This is a genomic window from Nonomuraea sp. NPDC049655 (assembly GCF_044465465.1).
Lineage (GTDB): Bacteria > Actinomycetota > Actinomycetes > Streptosporangiales > Streptosporangiaceae > Nonomuraea.
Window position 1 is genome coordinate 202,712 of record NZ_JBITLS010000001.1, and the last position, 19,689, is coordinate 222,400.

At 71.6% G+C, this 19,689-nt stretch carries 24 protein-coding genes; 9 read left to right on the forward strand and 15 right to left on the reverse strand.

What is annotated here, in order from left to right; all coding sequences use genetic code 11:
• Positions 1–2 precede the first annotated feature (2 nt).
• Both ACIBQ6_RS00975 and ACIBQ6_RS00980 read right to left on the reverse strand, forming a co-directional pair.
• Positions 3–290: a hypothetical protein gene (locus ACIBQ6_RS00975; RefSeq protein ID WP_397209567.1), complete on the reverse strand. Its 288-nt coding sequence runs from the start codon at positions 288–290 to the stop codon at positions 3–5.
• 226 nt (positions 291–516) lie between these two features.
• Positions 517–933 carry an ACT domain-containing protein gene (locus tag ACIBQ6_RS00980; RefSeq protein WP_397209568.1) on the reverse strand — a complete coding sequence of 139 codons (417 nt, stop codon included), beginning with the start codon at positions 931–933 and terminating at the stop codon, positions 517–519.
• Positions 934–1,270: 337 nt separating this feature from the next.
• Here ACIBQ6_RS00980 and ACIBQ6_RS00985 point away from each other — a divergent pair, with 337 nt between their 5' ends.
• The gene (locus tag ACIBQ6_RS00985) at positions 1,271–2,500 is read left to right on the forward strand and encodes a M28 family metallopeptidase (protein ID WP_397209569.1); all 1,230 of its coding nucleotides are present in this window, start codon (positions 1,271–1,273) and stop codon (positions 2,498–2,500) included.
• A gap of 13 nt (positions 2,501–2,513) precedes the next feature.
• Here ACIBQ6_RS00985 and ACIBQ6_RS00990 read toward each other — a convergent pair whose 3' ends face one another.
• The 6 genes from ACIBQ6_RS00990 to ACIBQ6_RS01015 all read right to left on the reverse strand — a co-directional run bounded on the left by ACIBQ6_RS00990 (position 2,514) and on the right by ACIBQ6_RS01015 (position 6,660).
• Positions 2,514–2,849: a sulfocyanin-like copper-binding protein gene (locus ACIBQ6_RS00990; RefSeq protein ID WP_358296251.1), complete on the reverse strand. Its 336-nt coding sequence runs from the start codon at positions 2,847–2,849 to the stop codon at positions 2,514–2,516.
• A gap of 370 nt (positions 2,850–3,219) precedes the next feature.
• Positions 3,220–3,624 (reverse strand): arsenate reductase ArsC, encoded by a 405-nt coding sequence (locus ACIBQ6_RS00995; RefSeq protein WP_397209570.1) that lies wholly within the window; start codon positions 3,622–3,624, stop codon positions 3,220–3,222.
• On the reverse strand, positions 3,617–4,693 hold the full coding sequence (gene arsB / locus ACIBQ6_RS01000; RefSeq protein WP_397209571.1) for an ACR3 family arsenite efflux transporter: 1,077 nt from the start codon (positions 4,691–4,693) through the stop codon (positions 3,617–3,619). The genes ACIBQ6_RS00995 and arsB overlap by 8 nt, the downstream gene beginning before the upstream one ends.
• Before the next feature lie 11 nt (positions 4,694–4,704).
• Positions 4,705–5,046, reverse strand: coding sequence for a helix-turn-helix transcriptional regulator (locus ACIBQ6_RS01005; RefSeq protein ID WP_229824702.1), 342 nt, complete (start codon positions 5,044–5,046; stop codon positions 4,705–4,707).
• A 162-nt stretch (positions 5,047–5,208) separates the two neighbouring features.
• On the reverse strand, positions 5,209–6,315 hold the full coding sequence (locus ACIBQ6_RS01010) for a GNAT family N-acetyltransferase (protein WP_397209572.1): 1,107 nt from the start codon (positions 6,313–6,315) through the stop codon (positions 5,209–5,211).
• 9 nt (positions 6,316–6,324) lie between these two features.
• Positions 6,325–6,660 carry an ArsR/SmtB family transcription factor gene (locus ACIBQ6_RS01015; RefSeq protein ID WP_397209573.1) on the reverse strand — a complete coding sequence of 112 codons (336 nt, stop codon included), beginning with the start codon at positions 6,658–6,660 and terminating at the stop codon, positions 6,325–6,327.
• Between the two features lie 452 nt (positions 6,661–7,112).
• Here ACIBQ6_RS01015 and ACIBQ6_RS01020 point away from each other — a divergent pair, with 452 nt between their 5' ends.
• Both ACIBQ6_RS01020 and ACIBQ6_RS01025 read left to right on the forward strand, forming a co-directional pair.
• Positions 7,113–7,796, forward strand: a complete 684-nt coding sequence (locus ACIBQ6_RS01020; RefSeq protein WP_397209574.1) for a hypothetical protein — start codon at positions 7,113–7,115, stop codon at positions 7,794–7,796.
• The gene (locus ACIBQ6_RS01025) at positions 7,796–7,969 is read left to right on the forward strand and encodes a TetR-like C-terminal domain-containing protein (RefSeq protein ID WP_397209575.1); all 174 of its coding nucleotides are present in this window, start codon (positions 7,796–7,798) and stop codon (positions 7,967–7,969) included. The genes ACIBQ6_RS01020 and ACIBQ6_RS01025 overlap by 1 nt, the downstream gene beginning before the upstream one ends.
• Positions 7,970–8,672: 703 nt before the next feature.
• Here ACIBQ6_RS01025 and ACIBQ6_RS01030 read toward each other — a convergent pair.
• Complete coding sequence (locus ACIBQ6_RS01030; RefSeq protein ID WP_397209576.1) at positions 8,673–9,656, reverse strand: AraC family transcriptional regulator; 984 nt, start codon at positions 9,654–9,656, stop codon at positions 8,673–8,675.
• A gap of 71 nt (positions 9,657–9,727) precedes the next feature.
• On the opposite strand from ACIBQ6_RS01030, the gene ACIBQ6_RS01035 reads away from it, so the two are divergent.
• Together ACIBQ6_RS01035 and ACIBQ6_RS01040 are read left to right on the forward strand one after the other, a co-directional pair.
• On the forward strand, positions 9,728–10,573 hold the full coding sequence (locus ACIBQ6_RS01035) for an SDR family oxidoreductase (RefSeq protein WP_397209577.1): 846 nt from the start codon (positions 9,728–9,730) through the stop codon (positions 10,571–10,573).
• Complete coding sequence (locus ACIBQ6_RS01040; RefSeq protein ID WP_358296280.1) at positions 10,570–10,926, forward strand: DUF4440 domain-containing protein; 357 nt, start codon at positions 10,570–10,572, stop codon at positions 10,924–10,926. Before ACIBQ6_RS01035 ends, ACIBQ6_RS01040 begins: the two co-directional genes overlap by 4 nt.
• A gap of 243 nt (positions 10,927–11,169) precedes the next feature.
• On the opposite strand, the gene ACIBQ6_RS01045 is transcribed toward ACIBQ6_RS01040, so the two are convergent.
• Both ACIBQ6_RS01045 and ACIBQ6_RS01050 read right to left on the reverse strand, forming a co-directional pair.
• On the reverse strand, positions 11,170–11,388 hold the full coding sequence (locus tag ACIBQ6_RS01045) for a cold shock domain-containing protein (RefSeq protein WP_358296283.1): 219 nt from the start codon (positions 11,386–11,388) through the stop codon (positions 11,170–11,172).
• A 300-nt stretch (positions 11,389–11,688) separates the two neighbouring features.
• On the reverse strand, positions 11,689–12,375 hold the full coding sequence (locus tag ACIBQ6_RS01050; RefSeq protein WP_397209578.1) for a GNAT family N-acetyltransferase: 687 nt from the start codon (positions 12,373–12,375) through the stop codon (positions 11,689–11,691).
• 97 nt (positions 12,376–12,472) lie between these two features.
• On the opposite strand from ACIBQ6_RS01050, the gene ACIBQ6_RS01055 reads away from it, so the two are divergent.
• Together ACIBQ6_RS01055 and ACIBQ6_RS01060 are read left to right on the forward strand one after the other, a co-directional pair.
• Positions 12,473–13,207 (forward strand): TetR/AcrR family transcriptional regulator, encoded by a 735-nt coding sequence (locus ACIBQ6_RS01055; RefSeq protein WP_397209579.1) that lies wholly within the window; start codon positions 12,473–12,475, stop codon positions 13,205–13,207.
• A gap of 287 nt (positions 13,208–13,494) precedes the next feature.
• Complete coding sequence (locus ACIBQ6_RS01060; RefSeq protein WP_397209580.1) at positions 13,495–14,106, forward strand: hypothetical protein; 612 nt, start codon at positions 13,495–13,497, stop codon at positions 14,104–14,106.
• Between the two features lie 237 nt (positions 14,107–14,343).
• On the opposite strand, the gene ACIBQ6_RS01065 is transcribed toward ACIBQ6_RS01060, so the two are convergent.
• On the reverse strand, positions 14,344–15,597 hold the full coding sequence (locus tag ACIBQ6_RS01065) for a hypothetical protein (RefSeq protein ID WP_397209581.1): 1,254 nt from the start codon (positions 15,595–15,597) through the stop codon (positions 14,344–14,346).
• A 165-nt stretch (positions 15,598–15,762) separates the two neighbouring features.
• Complete coding sequence (locus ACIBQ6_RS01070; RefSeq protein ID WP_397209582.1) at positions 15,763–16,635, reverse strand: phosphotransferase; 873 nt, start codon at positions 16,633–16,635, stop codon at positions 15,763–15,765.
• Positions 16,636–17,383: 748 nt separating this feature from the next.
• On the opposite strand from ACIBQ6_RS01070, the gene ACIBQ6_RS01075 reads away from it, so the two are divergent.
• Both ACIBQ6_RS01075 and ACIBQ6_RS01080 read left to right on the forward strand, forming a co-directional pair.
• On the forward strand, positions 17,384–17,662 hold the full coding sequence (locus tag ACIBQ6_RS01075) for a hypothetical protein (protein ID WP_358298111.1): 279 nt from the start codon (positions 17,384–17,386) through the stop codon (positions 17,660–17,662).
• A 282-nt stretch (positions 17,663–17,944) separates the two neighbouring features.
• Complete coding sequence (locus ACIBQ6_RS01080; RefSeq protein ID WP_397209583.1) at positions 17,945–18,250, forward strand: hypothetical protein; 306 nt, start codon at positions 17,945–17,947, stop codon at positions 18,248–18,250.
• Between the two features lie 21 nt (positions 18,251–18,271).
• Here the strand turns inward: ACIBQ6_RS01080 and ACIBQ6_RS01085 are convergent, their stop codons facing one another.
• Positions 18,272–18,889, reverse strand: a complete 618-nt coding sequence (locus ACIBQ6_RS01085) for a LysE family translocator (protein ID WP_397209584.1) — start codon at positions 18,887–18,889, stop codon at positions 18,272–18,274.
• Complete coding sequence (locus tag ACIBQ6_RS01090; RefSeq protein WP_358298107.1) at positions 18,886–19,635, reverse strand: metallophosphoesterase; 750 nt, start codon at positions 19,633–19,635, stop codon at positions 18,886–18,888. Before ACIBQ6_RS01090 ends, ACIBQ6_RS01085 begins: the two co-directional genes overlap by 4 nt.
• Between the last annotated feature and the right edge of the window lie 54 nt (positions 19,636–19,689).

Below are 19,689 nucleotides of genomic sequence, written 5' to 3' on the forward strand. Positions count from 1 at the left end.
GGTCAGAACTTGCCGGGCTCGAACCTTCGGACGAAGACGAAGGTGTCGGATCGGCTGACCGGCTCTATCACTCTCCTGCGCGGGTGCTCCAGCATGGTGACCTTCACGCATTTCAGCGTGACCCGGCGCCGGTCGAGGAGCGCGTCGTAGGAGAGGTACATCTTGTCGAAGCCCCGGTTGTTCCTCATCCCGACGCCCAGCTGTGTGCGGAACGTCCGCGAGCCCGGCGGGTTGAGCGGTTTGGCGGCCACGATCGCGTCGGTGGCCTCGGCGGGGCAGCGTACGAGCACGCGAACGTAACTGTCCTGACGCGGGCGACGCGGACCCGTCGTGAGAAACGGCGAGTCCGCCGCCTGAGGCGACCCGTGTGACCGTTCTGGCCGACCGTGAACTGACCGTTGCGCAGGGGCGACAACTGAGGGCTTCCACGCCGAACCTGCGCGCCCGTACGTGAGGCTCGCGACCGGGGCGCGCTCATGATCGGCTTTCGTCCCGCCCTGGTTCGCCTGGCCCCCGCTACGGCCGCGCGGCCCCGGCGGCGTGATCCCCGACGGCACTCGCGCCCTGGCTCGTCACCTGGTGCCCCGCTTCCTCAAGGACGGTGATGGCCTGTTGTTTCCTCGGCTTGGGGACCAGAACCAGGTCGGCATGGAAAGTCGAGGCGACGAACACCGGGATCGCCGCCTCCGCCAGCGGCTTGACGATCGCGGACAGCATTCCGGGAATGTCCAGGCCATGTGCTGTGGCGCCTCCGTAGAAGCCGATCCACTGCTCCGCCGCGTCCACCCCTCTGGCCTCACGGACCACGGTCAGCCCTTCCGGGGCGCGGACGAGCACCAGCCAATCGTCCTCGGGCAGCCCTCCGTGCGGCAGATGCTCGACGGCGAAAGCGGGAGACATGATGTTGAGATGCTGGGCGGTGGATGCGTTCATGGGCATGTGTCTACCAGGCGCCCTTTATTTCGACCCCCATCTATCTTGACGAACATCTAAGTAGCGTGGGATCGTCGTGCCTGATTCGACATGGGTCGAAGTCTTGATGGCCTCGACCTCACACCCGCAGAAGGGAAACCGCCATGACGACGGACCAGACCAGCGGCGGCTTCATCGGCGACCTGGCAGAGGCTTTCGCGCCGCCCGCCGCCGGTGGCTGCTGTGGAGCTCCTGCCGCCGCCCAGCAAGCCGCTCAGGCCGGTTGCTGCGGTCAGGCCCCAGCCGCCGCCCCGGCTGTCGAGGCAGCCGCCACCGGCTGCTGCGGATGACCTCCACCATGCCGGACCTCCCTCAGGCGCCCGGCCTGGCCGCCGTCGTGGAGCGGGTGTCGGCGGCGCGGATGCAGGCCACGGTGCACGAGCTGGCCCGCGACCACCACGCCGGGCGGCGCGTGGGCACCCCCGGAGGCAGGGCCGCCGCCGCGTGGCTCGCCGAGCGGCTGCGCGAGCTGGGCGCCGAGGTCGAACTCGACTCCTTCCCCGTCACCGACGTGCGGGAGCTGTATGCCACCCCGGTGCTCGAATGGAACGCAGGCGGCCAGGCGCTGCGCCTGGAGCACCGGCGGGACTTCGTCGAGCACCTCGCCTCGGCTGAGTTGCCGGACCCGCGCACCGCGCCGCTGGCCGCCGCCTCCGAGGCCGACCTGCGCGGCCGATGGGTGCTGGCCGAGGCCGGAGACTGGACGCAGGCGTGCGAACGAGCCGAGGCCCACGGCGCGGCCGGCGTGCTGACCGCGCGCGGCGCCGACGCCGAGGGGTGGATGCCCAAGATGATCGCCGGACCGGCCACCCGAGCCGTCCCGATCATCGCCCTGCGCCCCGACCTGCACGCCCGCCTGGCCGACGCGCCGGCCGCCGGGCCGGTGCGGGTGACCGCGTCGATGCCGCTCCGGCAGATCTCCACGGACGGCCGCAACGTGCACGCCCGCTTCCCCCACGCCGGAGGAGCGGGGAGCGGGCCGCGGGTGCTGCTGGCCGCGCACTACGACGGCGTCGGCGACGACCCCGGCCTGCGGCTGCCCGCGGCCGCCGACAACGCCTCCGGCGTGGCCGCCGTCCTGGAGGCCGCCCGCGTCCTGACGGCGGCGGACCCGACCGTCCGGGCCGAGTTGTCGGTGGTCTTCCTGGACGCCGAGGAGGCCGGGGCATGGGGCTCGGCCCATCACGCGCCCGCGCTGCCGTCCGACACATTGGTGATCAACCTCGACGGCGCCGCGCACCTGTACCAGGCCGCCTCGGTCGAGGCCGGGGGCCCCGCCCACGCGCTGCTTGCCACCCTGGACCAGGCCGCCCGCCTGACCGGCGTGCCGCTGCGAGCGGGCGCGATGGCCTCCGACAACCGCCGCTACGCCGCCGCCGGCCTGGCCGCGATCGGCATCGGCATGGGCATGCCCGGCTACCAGACCCCCGCCGAAACCCCCGACCGCGTCGAACCGGGCACCCTCGTGGCGGCGGCCCGGCTGCTGGTCGCCACCGTGGGGCTGCTGGCCGCCCGGATCTCGATCTGATCAGGCCCATGGCCTAACCGGTGACGTCGAGTTCGGCGTACATGCCGGCCGAGTAGTGGCCCGGGAAGTTGCACAGCAGTTCGTATCGGCCCGGTCGCAGTGTCAACGTGGTCCAGCTCGTGGATCCGGGAGCTATGCCGTTCCCGGCGCCCGGCCCGCACGTACGAGACGCCTCGCCGAGGCTACCCGCCTCGCTGACGCGCCCGTCCGAACCGGTCACCCGCCGTCCCGGCGCGTGCCCCGCCGGGAGCGGCAGCACGACGACCTCGTGGGCGAGAACCCCCTCGTTGTACGCACGCAGCGAGACCTTGCCGGCTGGAACGCTCGAAGGCGTGGCCGTCAGTCTCATCCGCGTGCCTGATCCCATCTCCGCGAGGGACACATCCACCACATGCCCTTGAAGCGGTGGCGCAGTGCACGCAGGCTGCTGATGTGGCGTGATCGCCGCACCCGACGCGGCTCCTCCCAAGCCGAGGTTTGCGCACATGACGGCGCTCATCGCTGTGTAACTGATCTTGTTCAGCCACATGCTCCGCACCTCCGTCGCTCCGCCTCCGCTTGAGGCCGGCCGTCCTGAGGCTCTGGGTGAGGACACCTCACCCAGGTCCCCTGCCCCGACGGAGCCATGGCATGCCCACGCCCACATCCATCTCGTGGGATCGGATCGAAGTGGAACTCGGCTGGAGAAGCGGCCATCGACGTCGTTCAGCGCAGGAGAGTCAGCCAGGCAGCAACTCGCCGAGCAACTTCTCCACTCGGAGGCGGATGTCGTCGCGGATGGCTCGGACGGCGTCGATGCCCTGTCCGGCGGGGTCGTCGAGCTTCCAGTCCTCGTACCGCTTGCCGGGGAAGATCGGGCAGGCGTCGCCGCAGCCCATCGTGATGACCACGTCGGAGGCTTGGACCGCGTCGACGGACAGGACCTTGGGGCGGGCGGCGGTGATGTCGATGCCGACCTCCGCCATGGCCTCGACAGCGACCGGATTGACCCGCTCGGCCGGGGCGGAACCGGCCGAGCGGACCTCGACGCGGTCGCCTGCCAGGCGGGTGAGCCAGCCGGCGGCCATCTGGGACCGTCCGGCGTTGTGCACGCAGACGAACAGGACGCTGGGCTGGTCAGACATGCACGGGCTCCTTGGCGAACAGGCGGCGGCCGGCCAGGCTCACGTAGACCAGGGCGACCAGGACGGGAACCTCGATGAGCGGGCCGACCACTCCGGCCAGAGCCTGGCCGGAGGTGACGCCGAAGACGCCGACCGCCACCGCGATGGCCAGCTCGAAGTTGTTGCCCGCGGCGGTGAAGGCCAGGGTGGTGGAGCGCTCGTAGCCCAGGCCGATCAGCTTGCCAGCCAGGAACGACCCGCCCCACATGAGCGCGAAGTAGGCCAGCAGCGGCACCGCGATGCGCGCGACGTCGCCGGGCTGGGCGGTGACCGTGCCGCCTTGCAGGGCGAACAGGATGACGATGGTGAACAGCAACCCGTACAGGGCCAGCGGGCCGACGCGGGGCAGGAAACGGCTTTCGTACCAGTCCCGGCCGCGGGCGCGTTCGCCGAGCCGGCGGGACAGATATCCGGCGGCCAGCGGGATGCCGAGGAAGATGAGCACGTACTGGGCGATGTCCCAGGCCGAGACCGCCAGCGCGGACTGCGCGAGGCCGAGCCAGCCGGGCAGCACCTGCAGGTAGAACCAGCCCAGCGCGCCGAACGCGACCACCTGGAAGACCGAGTTGAGCGCCACCAGCACGGCGGCGGCCTCACGGTCGCCACAGGCCAGGTCGTTCCAGATGAGCACCATGGCGATGCAGCGGGCGAGCCCGACGATGATCAGGCCCGTGCGGTACTCGGGCAGGTCGGGCAGGAAGATCCAGGCCAGCGCGAACATGACGGCCGGGCCGAGCACCCAGTTCAGCACCAGGGAGGAGAACAGCAGGCGGCGGTCACCGGTGACGGCGCCCAGACGGTCGTAGCGGACCTTGGCCAGCACCGGGTACATCATCAGCAGCAGTCCGAGCGCGATCGGCAGCGAGATGTCGCCGATCCTCACCGCTTCCAGCGCGGTGTTCAGGCCCGGGACGAGCCGTCCGAGCAGCAGTCCGGCGGCCATGGCCGCGACGATCCAGACTGGCAGGAACCGGTCGAGTGTGGACAGGCCGGCGATGACGCCCTGCGCGGGCGCGGTCGAAGAGGACATGGCGGCGCTTCTCAGACGGTCGCGGGCACGTCGAGCAGGGCCGACAGCTCACCCAGCGTCTCGGGCACCAGCCGGTAGTACACCCAGGAGGCGCGCCGCTCGGAGGTCAGCAGCCCGACCTCTTTGAGCACCTTCAGGTGGTGGCTGATGGTCGGCTGGGACAGCTCGAACGCGCCGGTGATGTCGCACACGCACACCTCGCCGCCGGCCCGGCTGGCCACGATCGACAGGATGCGCAGCCGCACGGGGTCGCCCAGCGCCTTGAACACCCGCGCCACCCCGGCCGCCTGCTCGGCGTCCAGGGGCTCGCGCATCAGCGGCGGGCTGCACTCCAAGAGCTCCAGAGGTTCCACGTCTTCTCCGTATAGACAGTTATCGAAATCGATTCCTCTCTATATTGACATGTATCAAAGCCAGGAGGACCCGGCGGAGCTTGGGGGAGATCTCGTACGGCGAAGGGCGCGACGTGGCTCCAGCCGAACGGCAGTCCGCGAACCGCCGTTCCGAACGGCGACTCAGACCCCGGTCAAGGTGCTGCGGCGTTCGATCATCAGCACGTCCCGCCAGAGGCCGCGGTGACAGCCGATGCGCTCGCGGGCGCCGACCACCCGGAAACCGAGGCCCTGGTGCAGGGCCAGGCTGGCGGCATTCTCGGGGAAGACGCCGGACTGGATCGTCCAGACGCCGGCATCTTCGGCGGCGGCGACGAACGCCGCCAGCAGCGCCCGGCCGATGCCGTGAGCCTGGCAGCCGGGGTGGACGTAGATGCTGTGCTCGACCACTCCGGCGTAGACCGGGCGGGACGAGACCGCCGATGCGGCCACCCAGCCGAGCACCTCGCCGGAGTCGCTGTCGGTCGCCACGTACCGCAGATGCGGCAACCGGCTCGCGGTGAACCCCTCCCAGCTGGGGGCGGTGGTCTCGAAACTGGCCTGGCCGGTGTCCAGGCCGGCCTGGTAGATGGCCAGCACCTCGGCGGCGTCGCCCTCGCGCATCGGCCGGATCTCCAGGCCGGGCCCGATGGCGGGCTTGACGGCCTGGACGATGGCCGAACGCACGCCGTCTCCGTGGTCGGCGGTCATCGTGATCGTGACGGCGACGAAGCCGGCCGCGACGAGCAGGTCCCGGTACTCCTGCACGGTGAGCGATCCGGCGGCGCAGCCGATGCGCTGCTCGGCCCGCCGTCGCGCCTGCTCGTCGAGCGCCTGGGCGGTGACGACGTCGCTGACCCCGAACCGGCCCCCCGGTCGCAGCACCCGGTACGCCTCGGCCAACACCGCCGCCTTGTCGTCGGACAGGTTGATCGCGCAGTTGGAGATGACCACGTCAACCGTGTGGCCGGGCAGCGGGACCGCTTCGATCGTCCCGTGCAGGAACTGCGCATTGGCGACACCCGCCTGTTCGGCGTTGCGCTGGGCCAGTTCCACCATGGCGGGGCTGGCGTCGAGGCCGAAGACCGTGCCGTGCGGGCCGACCCGGCGGGCTGACAGCAGCGCGTCGATGCCGTCACCGTATCCAAGGTCGAGCACCGTCTCGCCGGCGCGCAGCTGGGCGATGCGCTGCCCGCTGAGCGCGTTGCGGGCCAGGGCGGAGTGGTGGTCGGCGATCTCGTCGTGCGCCATGGGATCTCCTCAGTCGCAGACCGGTGCGGCCGGCACGGGGTTGCCCATCACCACGTCGGCGGCGGTGGGGAAACAGCTCACGCAGGCTTCGTTGATCCGGTACAGGCTGGACGTGCCTTGCTTGTCGACCAGTACGAACCGCACGTCGGCCAGGATCTTCAGGTGGTGTGAGACGGTGGACTGGCCTACCCCGGAGGCGGCCACGATCTCGCCCACGCTCATCGGCGCTCGCCTCCGCGCAAGCAGCGACACGATCTGAATCCGAGTGGCGTCGGCCAGGGCCTTGAACCAGCTCGCATACTCCTCAGCCTCGGCGCGCGGCAGAGGCCCCTCTTTCTCATTCATCGAAAATCGACGATAGTCGATTCATGGCGGGCGTGGAAGCCTCTCATGGCACACGCCGCGAACACCGGCTCGCTGGACGCGACCCGCTCGCCGCGCCTGCCGTCGCGACTTGGCGTCCCCGACGCCGAAGCGCAGGGGCGACGAACGGATGCAGGGCGAGCGGAGGTGGGCGCGTGGCAGGCCAGGCCGGAGACGCGGCAACCACCAGGAGCAGGACCAGCGCTGTGCGCGTGACGAAGCTGATCAACGGCAGGACCAGCGGACGAGCAGCTGACCCAGCTCGTCGGCGAGCCGTCCACCCGGCCCGAGGACTTGCCGCCCCTGTGGCTCGACACGACGCGCGCCTGCAGCGGCGCGGATGCAGGCGCCGGCGGAGCCGACCTTCGGAGAGCGGCGGCCCCGTAGGGAGCCGGTGCCCACGACGAACCGAGGGGCCCAGTGCTCAAGCCATCATGAGACCGCATACCCTCCGCGGCCGGCTGATGGCCGGAGTGCTGGTCCTGCTCGCGCTGGCCTGCGCCACGATCGGCGTGGGCACCTCGATCGAGCTGGAGCGCTTCCTGGTGGACCGGCTGGACCAGCAGTTGTCCATGGCGGCCGGCCGGTTCGCCGTCACACTCGAGCACCGCCGGGAGGAGGAGCGCGAGCGCGGCGACAGCCGTGGTCAGTCGATCGGCACCCTTGGCGTGCGCATGGTGAACGGCCAGGTGATCAACGCGGCCGTGGTCCGGTCCCGTAGCGCGGACGACGCCGAGCCCAGTCTCTCCGCCCAGGACGTCGCCGCCTTGGCCGCCGTACCGGTGGACGGGCGCGGCCATGCCGTGGAGCTGTCCGAGCTGGACGACTACCGGGTCATGGCGACCCGGGGCAAGGACGGCGACGTGCTCATCGACGGGCTCCCGATGGAGGGAGCCGAGGCCACGGTGCACCGGCTGATCTTGGCTGAGTCGGTGGTGTTCGCCGTGGTGATGGCCGCGGCGGGGACGGCGGGCGCGCTGTGGGTGCGGCTGTCCCTGCGGCCGCTGCAGCGGATGGCTGCCACGGCGCAGCGGGTCAGCACGCTTCCGTTGTCCAGCGGTGAGGTGGCGCTGCCCGACCGCGTACCGGTTGAGGACCAGCGTACGGAGATCGCCTGATGTCCCCCGAACGCCGTCCAGGAGCCGAGTTCCTGGTCTGGTCGTGCGTCCACGGCCTGGCGGTCCTGCTCATCGACGGCCCCCTGCGCGGACTCCCCGACGAACTCGCCGACCCAGCCGTGCACGACCTGATCGACCTCATCGAGAAGGGCCTGCGACCAGACGCCAAGTAGTGCCGTGTCAGGTCTGCCCGGCGAAACTGGCGCGGCGGGAGGCCGCGCCCGCTGCCCGAACGGATCCCACTTCACCACGACGACCCCTTTGTATCGCTCTGCGAGTCTGTGGCGCAGATCCTGGTCGAAGCTGTTCGTCTCGACGACGACCCGGTTGGCCTCCTCGTCGATCCATCCCGCAAGGGCGGCGGGCTCGTCCTGGAGCTCATCCGCGTGGAACACGCGGCTCAGCGCCGCTTGACTGTTCGCCACCCGTCGCACCTCCGGCACGATGTCGTACCTGACCTGTCTCCCCTCGGACCAGTACGCCCCCGAGAGCACCGCAGCGGCCAGCGCGCGTCCTCGCGCCGTGACGTAGGGGGCGACGAGCCGGTACGGTCCGCCATGGGCGATGTACGGCGGAGCAAGGTCGTCCGGATGCGCCTCGGCCCGCTGCTCCGCCAGTAGTTGTGCTCGGTTGAAGGGCTCGATGCCCTCGTAGGACCTGAGCATCACGGGCGAGACGAGGCCGCACCGCCGTTACCGAGCCTTTTCCTCCGAGGGCATGGGTGGTGCCGCGCACGCCCGGTCGGTGTGACGTCCGGCTCGGGGCACGTCAATCTGACGCCTCCGGCGGAGCCGTACGACGTCGGGACCACCACGAACTCCGGGAAGACGAACGTCACGGTGACCGACGACCTCGGCACTCCCCGGAAGATCCCCGTCACCGGGGCGGGGGCCCGGGCGGGTTCCGCGTCACGTCTGCTGTCCCGGGTGCGGTGTCCTGCGTCCAGCGGCGGCGGTAGTCGCCGGGGGTGGTTCCGTACTGCTGGCGGAAGGCCAGGTGGAAGCCGACCGTCGAGCGGTAGCCGACGCGTTCGCCGATCCGGCTGTGGGGGAGCGTGGTCTCGCTCAGCAGGCGTGCGGCCTCCTGCATGCGGCGGGCGGTCAGGTGCCGGATCGGCGCCTCGCCGACCAGCTCGCGGAAGGTCGCCGCGAACGCCGAGCGCGACATCCCGGCCTGGGCGGCCAGCGACTCGACCGTCCAGGGCTCGGCGAACCTCGTCTGTACGGCGTGCAGCGCCGTCCCGATCGCCGGGTGACGCAACGCCCGCAGGACCGGCGAGCCCTCGGCCATCTCGCCCACCGCCGCCCGCAACGCCAGCACGAAGACCAGCTCGAAGGCGCGCAGCGCGACCAGCGTCGCGCCGGGCTCGGCCAGGTCCCATTCGCCGGCCAGCCGTCCGAGGGTGCCGCCGAGCAGCCCGTGACCTTCCACCGTGGCCCGGTCGAGCACCAGGACGGGCGGCAGCGCCCGGTAGATCGGCGAGCCGGCGGCCCGGTCGTAGTGGAGCCCGCCGCAGAGCAGGACGGTCCGCTCGCCGGGCCCGCCCAGCTCGACGGTGCGCACGCCGCCCTGCGGCCGCTCGGGCAGCACAGCCGCGAGCGGCACGGCGGGACGCCCCGGCCGGTCGCCCAGCCGGTGGGCGCTGCCGTGCGGGAAGACGGCCAGGTCCCCGGCGCGCAGCAGGACGGGCTCGGCGCCGGGCAACTCGACGGCACACGTGCCCTCGTGCACGTAGTGCAGCAGCGCGCAGTCCTCGGCCTCACCCGCGACGCCCCAGGGGGACCCGGCCTGCCAGCGGCTGTGGAAGACGCCCTCCAGCCGCAGCGGGGCCAGCAGAGCGCTCAGCAGGTCACCATCCACCGGACGATCCTTAAACAAACTGATATTTCGCTTTATAGAGCGTATCGCCGACTCGGTGGAGCCTGTCCGGCATGACCTTTCTTGTGATCGGCGCGGCAGGCGCCCAGGGCGGCGCGGTCGCGCGGCGGCTCGTCGCCGAGGGGCACACGGTACGCGGCCTGACCAGGAGCGGCCGCGTGCCGCACGGAGTGGAGCCGGTCGCCGGCGACCTCGGCGACGCCGAGGCGGTGAAGGCGGCCTTCGCCGGGGTGACGCACGCCTCGGTGACGCTGCCCATGGTCTACGAGCCGGACACGGTGGCCGCCCACGTCCATCATGTGCGCGACGCCGCGCTGGCGGCCGGGGTGCGGCGGCTGGTGTTCAACACCGCCAACCGGCTGCCCGAGGCCGCCACGCAGGTGGCGGCCTTCGAGACGCGCCGGTGGGCGGTGCGGACGCTGCGGTCGGCCGGGCTGCCCGTCGTGGTGCTGTGCCCGCCGGTCTATCTGGACAACCTGGCCGCGCCGTGGGTGACGGGCCCGCTGGCGGCCGAGGGCGTGCTGCGCTACCCGCTGCCCGCCGACCTGCCGGTGCCCTGGCTGTCGCACGACGACCTGGCCGCCGCCGCGCACGCCGCGCTCGTGCGTGACGATCTGGAGGGAGCCGTGCTGAGGCTCGGCGGGCCCGACGTGGTGACCGGCGACGAGCTGGCGGCCGCCTTCGGCGCCCGTTACGCCGCTCAGGATCCGGCCGAGTTCGAGTCGGGCCTGACGATGGCGCTGGGCGCGCCGACGGCCGCCGCGGTGGCCGCCACCTACCGCTGGGCCGCCGCCGACCGCGACCTGTTCGCGGCCGACCCCGCGGTGGCCGAGCTGCTGGGCCTCCGGCTGACGCCGCTGCGCACCTGGATCGCCGCCCAGCCCTGGGCGAACCGGTGAACGGCGTCGAGGCGGAGATCGTCCGTCACCACGAGGTCATCGCACGCTGGCTGACCGGCGCCGCCGCGCGGGAGGAGTTCGCCTGCTTCGCCGACGCCCACGCCCCCGGCTTCACGCTCGTCACCCCCGACGGCCGGACGCTCACCCGCGACCAGGTCCTCGCCGAGGTCGAGGCACTCCACGGCAGGGCGCCAGAGCTGACCATCGAGATCCGCGACGTACGGATCGTCGCCTCCGACGGCGCGCTCGTGGCGGCCACCTACCAGGAGGTCCAGCCGGATCGCACCCGGCAGTCCACCGTGGTCCTCCAGGCCGCCACGTGGCTGCACCTGCACGAGACCTGGCTTCCGTGACGTCCCCGGAGGAGCAGCTCACGCGCGTCACCGCAGCACTGGCCGTCACAGCGGGATCCGGGGGGCCGGGCGGGCGGCTGCCCGGGCGGGGGGTCCCGGCGGTCCGAGGCCAGTTCGCCAAGGGGAGCACCACGTTGCTCGGGCCGAGGTCGATGGTCACGGCTGCTGCCCAATGGTGCCTACGCCGCCGTCGTCATGAAGGTACGGCCGCCGCCGGCGCCGGCCGTCTCCTCTTGTCCTCCTCTACAGCACGCGGACGTTCTCGGCCACGTAATCGAAGCTGTCCTGTGACCGTTCGACGCAGTCGAATTCGACCTCGTCACCTGCCTCCAGAACGCGATACCCGCTCGCCGAGATATCGCTGAAGTGCACAAACGCATCACGATCTGCCGGAAGGTCGGGGGAGGAGATCGCTCCCCACCCCTTCTCGGGCAGGAAGAACTTCACCGTGCCTCTAGTCATGATCGTATTCTCGCTGTCCACCTCGGGGACGGCCACTGGATTTAGAAGCGGCTCAGGAGGTCGGATCCCTGCTTGGCCATCAGCCGGGCACCCACCACGCTCGACGCCGCCACCAACCTGCTGACCATCCACGCCATCGGCGCGCCGCGCGATTCAGAGCCGAGGCGCGGGGCGGCGATGTGTGGCAGGGACCTCGAACCCATACCTTTCGCCGAGAGCGCGAACGTCCGGCCGCAACGACGTGGTTCCAGTCGGTCGCGCCCTGTCGTGGCCGCGGCTGGGCGGCGGTGCGGCCCGGGATCATCGGCGCTTGGCGGACGTCCGCGTTCCGGCCTCCTCGGCGGCGCGGTCGGCGCTCCAGACCATCGTCCGTTGGTGGACCCGCCGGCCGTCGTGGCGGAGGCCGGGAACCAGTGGCGCCGGGCCGTGCTCGGCGAATCCCATGCGCTCGAAGAACCGCACCGCCCGGGTGTTCTCGACCAGGGTCTGCAGGTGGCAGCCGGGGGATCCGGCCGTCCTGAGCCGGTCGAGCCATCGGGTCATCAGCCCGTCGGCGGCGCCGGTCCCTCGCGCCTCGGGCGCCACGTTGATGTGCAGGTGCGCGGGCCACCTGGCGTCGGCGAGCTCGCCGGCGCCGGGCTGCCCGCGGATCGCGGCCCACGCCAGATCGGCCAGGCTGCGCGCGAAGAAGGCCGCGGGCCTGGGCCGGAACACCAGCCGGTAGGTCCGCATCGCCTGCTCCATGCGCTCGCCCTCGCCGGGGAACCGCGCACTGTCGAGGCATCCCGTCAGGTAGCCCACCAGGGCGGCCCCGGCGACGGCGACGAAGAGCGAGTCCGGCTCCAGCTCCATGTAGGGGTCCAGGTAGACGGCCGCCTCCGAGTCCATGTGCCCCCACAGAGCTGCCGTGGGAGCGCCCTCGCCCACGCGCTCGAACAGCTCGCGCAGCTCGGCGCGGTCGCTCGGTGCGAACGTACGGATCTCCATGACGCCTCCCTCATGGTGTACGGTCTACTCTGTACGTCATACACGATTATGAGGCTATATGACGTACACAGATTCCGGCCGCGCGAGAGGATGTCCGATGGCAGAGCTGCCACCCGTCGTGGCGCGGATGTGGGGCCGCGAACCCACCACGCGCAGAGGCCCGAGACCGCGCCTGGACCTGGCCACGATCACGACCGCCGCCATCGAGATCGCCGACGCCGAGGGGCTGGCCGCCGTCTCCATGAGCAACGTCGCCGCCCAGGTGGGCCTCGCTCCGATGGCGCTCTACCGCTACGTCGGCAACAAGGACGAACTGCTGACCGTCATGGCCGACAGCGCCGTGCCCCCACCGCCCGAACGCGGGAACCTGGCCTGGCGCGACTACCTCGCCACCTGGACCCGGCTCACCCGCGACCTCCTGCTGTCCCGGCCCTGGCTGCTGGATCTGCGCCAGAGCACCCCGCCCATGGGCCCGCGGCGGCTGCTCTGGCTCGACCGGGCCCTGGACGCGCTGTCCGACACCGGGCTGGACGACGGCCAGAAGTTCAACGCCGCCACGGTGCTGAGCGGCTACGCCCTCACCGACGCCACACTCACGCACTCGCTCGGCGCCGGCGGCAAGGCCCCCGCGGCCAGGGCCGAGGGAGCCGCCGAGTACGGCGAGGTGCTCACCGAGGTCCTGGACCCCGCGACGTACCCGGCACTGTCGGCCATGATGCGCTCCGGCCTGCTCAGGGACTCCACCGGCTGGACGGAGGACGCCGACTTCCGGTTCGGCCTCGACCTCCTGCTGGACGGCATCGAGGCGCTGATCGCCCGCCGGGCCCGATAGTCGCTCCCCGGCGGAGCAAGCCGTCGTTCCCACCTCGTTCGGGGCGAAGAGCCGACTCGACACGGTTCTTCGTGCACCGCCTTGACCTGCTCGAACAGCCCGTAGCACTGATCGCTGTCCCGTTGTTCCTCGCCCGCGAAGCATGCCTCGACCGGCTCGGGGTCTTTCGGGTGATCGCTCGGACGCCCTGGAGATCACAATGACTTCCAAGCCAGATACCAGTGCCATGCACAACGGTGGACGTCATCCCGACGGCGTGGGGTCGTCATACGGCAGGAAGGGGCACGATGAGCGGCAGGAAGACCATGCTGGCGGTCGGAGCGGTGGCGGGGCTGATCGTGGGAGGCTCGGGGGTGGCGGTCGCCGGGGTGGTGGCCTCCGACGGTGTGATCACAGCGTGCGTCACGTCAAGCGGCACGCTGCGCGTTCCCGGCACCGCGCAGCCCACGGCCAACCCGTCGCCCACCCCGACGACGCAGACGGAACTGGCGCCCGCCGGCGAGCCGGGTCCGGAGGTTTGCGCGGCCGGGGAGCGGGTCATCACATGGAACCAGCAGGGTCCCGCGGGCCCCACCGGTCCTGCGGGCCCTGCCGGACCCACGGGTCCTGAGGGGCCGAACCCGTTCGACGGCCAATTCCAGGGCACGCTGAGCGCGTTGCTGCATCCGCGCACCGCGGGGTCCTACATCGGCAAGTGCCTGCGCGGGCAGATCGCGGTGAGCGGCGGCTACGAGATCACCGACTTGTACAACGAGGCGGCCGTGCCGGACGTCATCGTGTCCAAGGCGGCCCTGGTGTTCGACGCCGACGGCAAACCCCGCAGCTACGAGGTCAGGGCCAAGAATCCCACGGACCGGCTGCTCAACGTCTACTCCCGCGTGCACTGCGTCCCGGAGTGAGGCCTCCCGCGAGAGCAGGGTTGAGGTCAGGGTTCCGCGTTTCCGCAGACTTGATGCGACAGCCGTCGTCGCCCTGTTCGAGCACCACGGTCGCCTGCCAGGCAGTCTGAAGACCAGCCCGACCGGTCCCCAAGAAGCATGTGACGTTCAGGCGTACGGACGATCATGTCGGACATCGTGCGATTCTCGACAAGATCACGATGCGTCGACGCGGTGTGAGCGTCATGATCGAGAAGCTCAACCGCCCACGGGCAGCCGGCCGAGTGTGTGCATGATCGCGGCGTGGCCGGTGCGCAGGGCAGCGGCCGGGTCGGTTCCTGCCGGTCCCTGCCAGCGGAGGTAGACCATGGTGGTGCCGTGGCGCACGCCCACGGCGACATGGGCGATCGAGTGGCGGTCGGTGCCCTTGGGGCGATGCGACGGGTCGGCGTCCTGCACGGCGAAGGTCCTGATCTCGCCCGTCCAGGGGCCACTGGTGAAGGGTTCGAGTCGGGGATCGATGCTGTAGGACTGGTCACCCTCGTCGGAGAGGCATGAGCCATCCCATCTGAGCAGCTCGGTACGTGCCTGTTCGGCGCTCTGCTCATCGGGCAGGAACAGCACGTCCTCGCGGACTGATACCTCGCCGATCAGGCGACGGGTAACGGCGGGCGCTCCGTCGTAGGCGTTCTGCTCATGAAAGGGGTCCGCGCAGACCAGCTCATGCGAGCCTGGCGCGCTCCCTGGGACCGGCCACGACACCATGTCCTTGCCGTATGCGGAGGCAGGAGGCAGGGCCGCCGCCATCGCGGCCGAGGCCGACCGCGTGGCGGGGGCGGGTGCGGACCTGGCAGGGGCGCCGCCGACGGCTGCCAGCACGGACGTGGCCGACGCAGTGCCCTGGAGCAGTACCTGCGGGTCAGGCTCGCCGTCCATCTCGAACGGCCAGGCCCATGTCACCTCCGCCAGCAGCCCGCGCCGAGCGGCCACGATCGTCGCCTGGGCACCCGGGTCGCCGTGCTCCGTCCAGGCATCCGTGGTGACCAGGGCCTGCACGCCACGCCACCCCCACTGGTTGAAGCCGGTCACGTCCTTGAGCACGTCATCGCCGGAGCGGCCGCACTCGGCGGTGCCACGGCGGGCCGTCGCGGCCGCGCGGATCGCGGCCTCGGGGGAGGTGATCCAGAACCGCACCTCCAGCGGCTCGTCCAGTTCCGGGAGCAGCAGCCTGCCGCTGTAGGCGGGCACGCCCTCCGGCGGCATCCGAGTCTCGATCCTCTCCGGCCAGCACCACGCCAGAAAGGGGGTGCTCGGGAGGGTGACGTAGGGAGCGTAGGTGACGTCGTCGTCGAGGTACTCGTGCAGCCGGTCGGCGATCTCCTCGACCGAGGCGGCGGCTCGTGCCGGCATCGGCAGGGCAGGTGTCTTCAATTGGTCGAAGACGCCGAGGGTGAACAACAGGGTGATGGCCGCGGCCGCGACACGCAACCCCCGGCGCCTGGCAAGATCCACATCAGGTACGACGCGGGAAGTCCGGCCGAAGTTGACCCGGGCGATGTCTTCGCATGGACGCCATGTTGCAGCGAAGATGCTCCGCCGCCGACCTCCCCGCACGCCCGTGTGCCGGGTGCCGCCAGTACACGGCAGAAACGGGCCGCGGGACGGCGGAGCCGCCGCTCAGTGGCCGCCACCGGCGGCGTGCCCGCGGCGGTCGAGGTCGGCCCGCAGCTGGGCGAGCCATTCCCGGCCCCTTCTGCGCCCGTCGGGGAGCTGGTCGTCGCGGTCCCAACGCCAGGAGACCGCGAGGGCGAGGCTGAGGATCCGGCAGTCGGCGAGCAGTCCGGAGTCGGCGCCTGGGTAGTGCGCGGCGACGTCCTCGGGAGCATGGGCGAGGTCGAACTCGACGGGGCCGCGGCAGGCGGTCTCCAGGTCGATGAAGAGCGGTCCGTCCGCAGTGGCGAGCAGGTTGCCGGGGTGCGGTTCGCCGTGCAGGAGCTGTTGCCGCGGGCCGCGGTCCAGGATCGCGCGGCTGATTCCGTGGAGGGTGTCGGTCAGCAGGGCGCGTTCCGCGGCGCCGAGGTCCGGGCTGACGGCGGGGTCCTCGACCACCCTGAGGGCGTCGGCGACGCGGTCGGTGAAGTGCGGGGCGGTGAAGTGCGGGGCGGCGAGGTCGATGCGGCGCAGGCCGGCGTGCAGCCGGGCCAAGGCGTCGGCGTAGGCGGCGGGCGGGTGGTCCTGGGGTGCGGCGGTGGGCTCGTAGTAGGTCCAGAGGGTGACGGCGAAGCCGTCGCGGAGATGGACGCGCGGCTCGGCCCTCGGATCGAGCCCCCCCACCGGGCTGCCGGTCCCGGCGAGGCGCCGGGTGAGCTCGACCTCGAAGTCGGGGCGGTTCGCGAGGGGCGCGACCCGGGCGAGGATGCCGCTGGGCCGCAGCCGGACGGCGATCCGGTTCGAGTTGTGCAGCACAGCGGCGTCGTCGGCGCCCAGGCCGTACTCGGCGGCCGTGTCGACGGCCGCGGCCACCGCCCGCGGGATCTCGGTGTCCTTCACGTGTTCGGTGCCTCTCCCTGCTGGAGTCGATGTGTGCGGGGCAGGCCCGTGGCCTGGCCGAGCGTCCTTTACGTCGTGACCAGCTCGGCGCGGCCGGGCATGGCGGCCCCGAGGCCATGGTCGTCCCGGGCCGTCAGGGGCCGGTCAAGGAGAGCGCTCACGTCCGGATCACCCCGAAGCAGCGCCATGCTGGAGCCGTCGCCGCAGAGCCGGTGGCCGGCCGCGGTGAGGATGGGCGTGAGCGCGTCGGCCTGCTCGGAAGGGCGCGGCAGCGCGAAGGGGCCGAAGTGGCGGGCGTCGCCGGTCGGGACGCCGTTGCAAGGTACGTCCGGTGGGCGGCCGGGGTTGCGTCGGCACCTGCGTACGGTCGACTGCTGATGGAGAAGTGCGAGGGCCGGCCGGTCACGTTGGTATGCAACACCACCCGGCCGGTTCGGCGCATTCGGTTTCTTGCCGGTGCCGGTGCCGGTGCCGGGTCGTGCCGGTGTCGGCGCAGGGCCTGGCCGCCACTGTCAGCGCGCCATCCTGAGCCGCGCTCACCAGGCCGACGAAGCCCTCAGCTCCACGGGCTCTTGGTCAGGTCGGTCGACGCGCTGCGAGACCGGCCGTCCGGGGGAAGTGGATGCCGGTGGGTGCACCTTGGTGGTCCGCACGAAGGCATCCAGCGTGCCCTGCCCGGTGATCTCCTTGCTCTTCTCCGCAGGTCAATGCGTGACGGCGCCGTAGATTCCGCGAATCTCATCGCGGGATGGCCGGGGCTCAGCACATCGACGGGATGCAGGTGAACGGGTTCTCCATCGGGGACGGCGGCTGCGGCTGGGCGGGCGCCTGGGTGGGCTGCTGCGACGGCTCGGGCGTGGGTTCCGGTGGGGGCTCGGTGTTCCGGGCGGGCGTCGGGTGGGGCGCCGAGCCGTCGTCCATGGGGTTGCTCGCCGCGTCGCGCGTCCTGGCTGGTCGGGTCGTGGGGGCGAAGAGGAAGCGCGACTATGACGGCGGTCCTGCCCCCATCTGGACCGGCACTTTGTGAGAACCCCGCCAGAGGGTACGGTGCCGGGTGAGTGTCTGGGGTTCCGCCGCCCGGCCCGTTTCATGCAGGTCCGGTGGGCCTGGTCCGAGCGACACCGCCGGCGGCTTCGGCGGCCACCGGTCAACTGAAGGGCAAAAGCCTGGAGGTCGTGGTTCCCGCGAGCGTGGGAGCCGGAGAGGCCTTCCGGTGTGCCCGACAGTTGTCCTGTTCGTCCAGCATCTGCCCGGTGGGATCTCACGACTGAGCGCGTCGGCTCTTGAGTCGTCCACCGGCCTCATCCCCGTGCTGATGACCGCGTCACTGCTGGCCTTCGCTCTGGCCTGGCTGTCGTCGGTGGGCGGCGTGGGTGGCGTGGGTGGCGTGGGTGGCGTGGGTGGCGGCGGGTTGATGCTGATCGCGCTCACCGCCCTGTACGGTCTGCAGCTGGCACTGCCCACCCTCACACTGACTCAACTGGCCGGCAACGGCGGCCGCGTCTGGTTCAACCGGCGCGCGGTCCAGTGGCGGCTCCGTCACGCCGACGAACTGACCGAGGGCGCGCTGACGGCCGGCAGCCGGCAGCCGGCCGCGCGCCCCCGGGAGCGCTGACGCCGCCGACCGTGACAGCGCCTATGTCGTGGCGGCCCGGACGCCGAGGACGACGAGCACCACCGCCGTCACCCTGGCGACTGCGCGCTTGAAGCGGGCCTTGTGCAGGATGTGCGCCCCTCGGCGAACCAGGACCGTCCAGGTCAGCAGCCACACCGCCATCAGCAGGGCATGGGCGGTGGCCAGGGTGAGGATCTGCCCGTTGAGGGGACGGCCGGGCAGGATGAACTGGGGGACCAGGGTCAGGTAGATGGAGGCCGCCTTGGGGTTGAGCACGTTCGCCAGCAGGGCCTGGGTGTAGACGGAGCCGGTACGTCTCGGCCGATCCGTGAGCTCGGGAGGCGGGGGCAGGGTGGTGGACCGCCAGGTCCACAGGCCGAGGCCGATGAGGTAGGCCGCCCCGAGGAGCTTGACGACGGTGAAGGCCTGGCTGGAGTGCATGACCAGGGCCGACAGCCCGGCGATGGCCAGGGTCGCGTGGGCGTACAGGCCGCTGACCGTGCCGAGGATGATCGGGAGGGCCCGCCGGTGACCACCGGCCGTGACGTGCTGGACGAGCAGGGTCAGGCTGGCGCCTGGAGTGGCGATGACGGGCAGGATCGCCAGGAGGAACGCGGTGACCGCGTAGGTGTGGGTCATGCCTGGAGCACGACGCGGAAGTGGGTGGTGAGGCGGTGGTCGTCGTCCAGGACGTGGAAGGCGAGGCCGGGCGGTTGGTCGCGGTCGGCGGGCCGGTCGCCCTCCCACGGCAGGCGCAGGGTCCAGGTGACGGCCGGCGCGACGATCAAGGGACGACCGGCGAAAGTGGAAGCGGCCGCGGTGTGAGCGTGGCCGGTGAGCACGGCGACGACCTGCGGATGCGCGTCGAGCAGCGCGGCCAGGTCGCCGGGCGCCTCCAGCCGCCCGGAATCGGGCAACGGGTGGTGGAGGACGACGGGCGGCTGATGGAAGGCGATCAGCGCGGGCGTGTCCGGGGCGAGCCCGTCGAGGGTGGCGTGCATCCAGGCGAGGGTTTCGGCGTCGAGCCGGCCCTCGTCGCGCCCGGGAATGGTGGAGTCGCACATCAGGATGGCGGTGCCGGCGACGTGGTGCACCTGGTTGACGGGGCCGGGCGCGGGTGGCCGTCGCAGCAGCGCCTTGCGGTAGGCCGGGCGGACGTCGTGGTTGCCGGGGCAGGTGAGCACCGGGAAGGGGGCGGCCAGGAGCTGGGCGGCCTGCTCGTACTCGGCCTCCGCGCCGTGATCGGCGATGTCACCGGTGACCAGCAGGGCGTCGACCGGGCGGGGCAGCGCCCTGAGGTGGTCCATGACCTGGGTGGCGCGCCGGGTCGCCCGGTCGGTGCCGTCCAGGTGCAGGTCGCTGATCTGGGCCAGGAGCAACGTCATCGTGCGATCCCCAAGCTGTCTAATGGTTAAATGGGATTTAGCGTTAGGGACCAT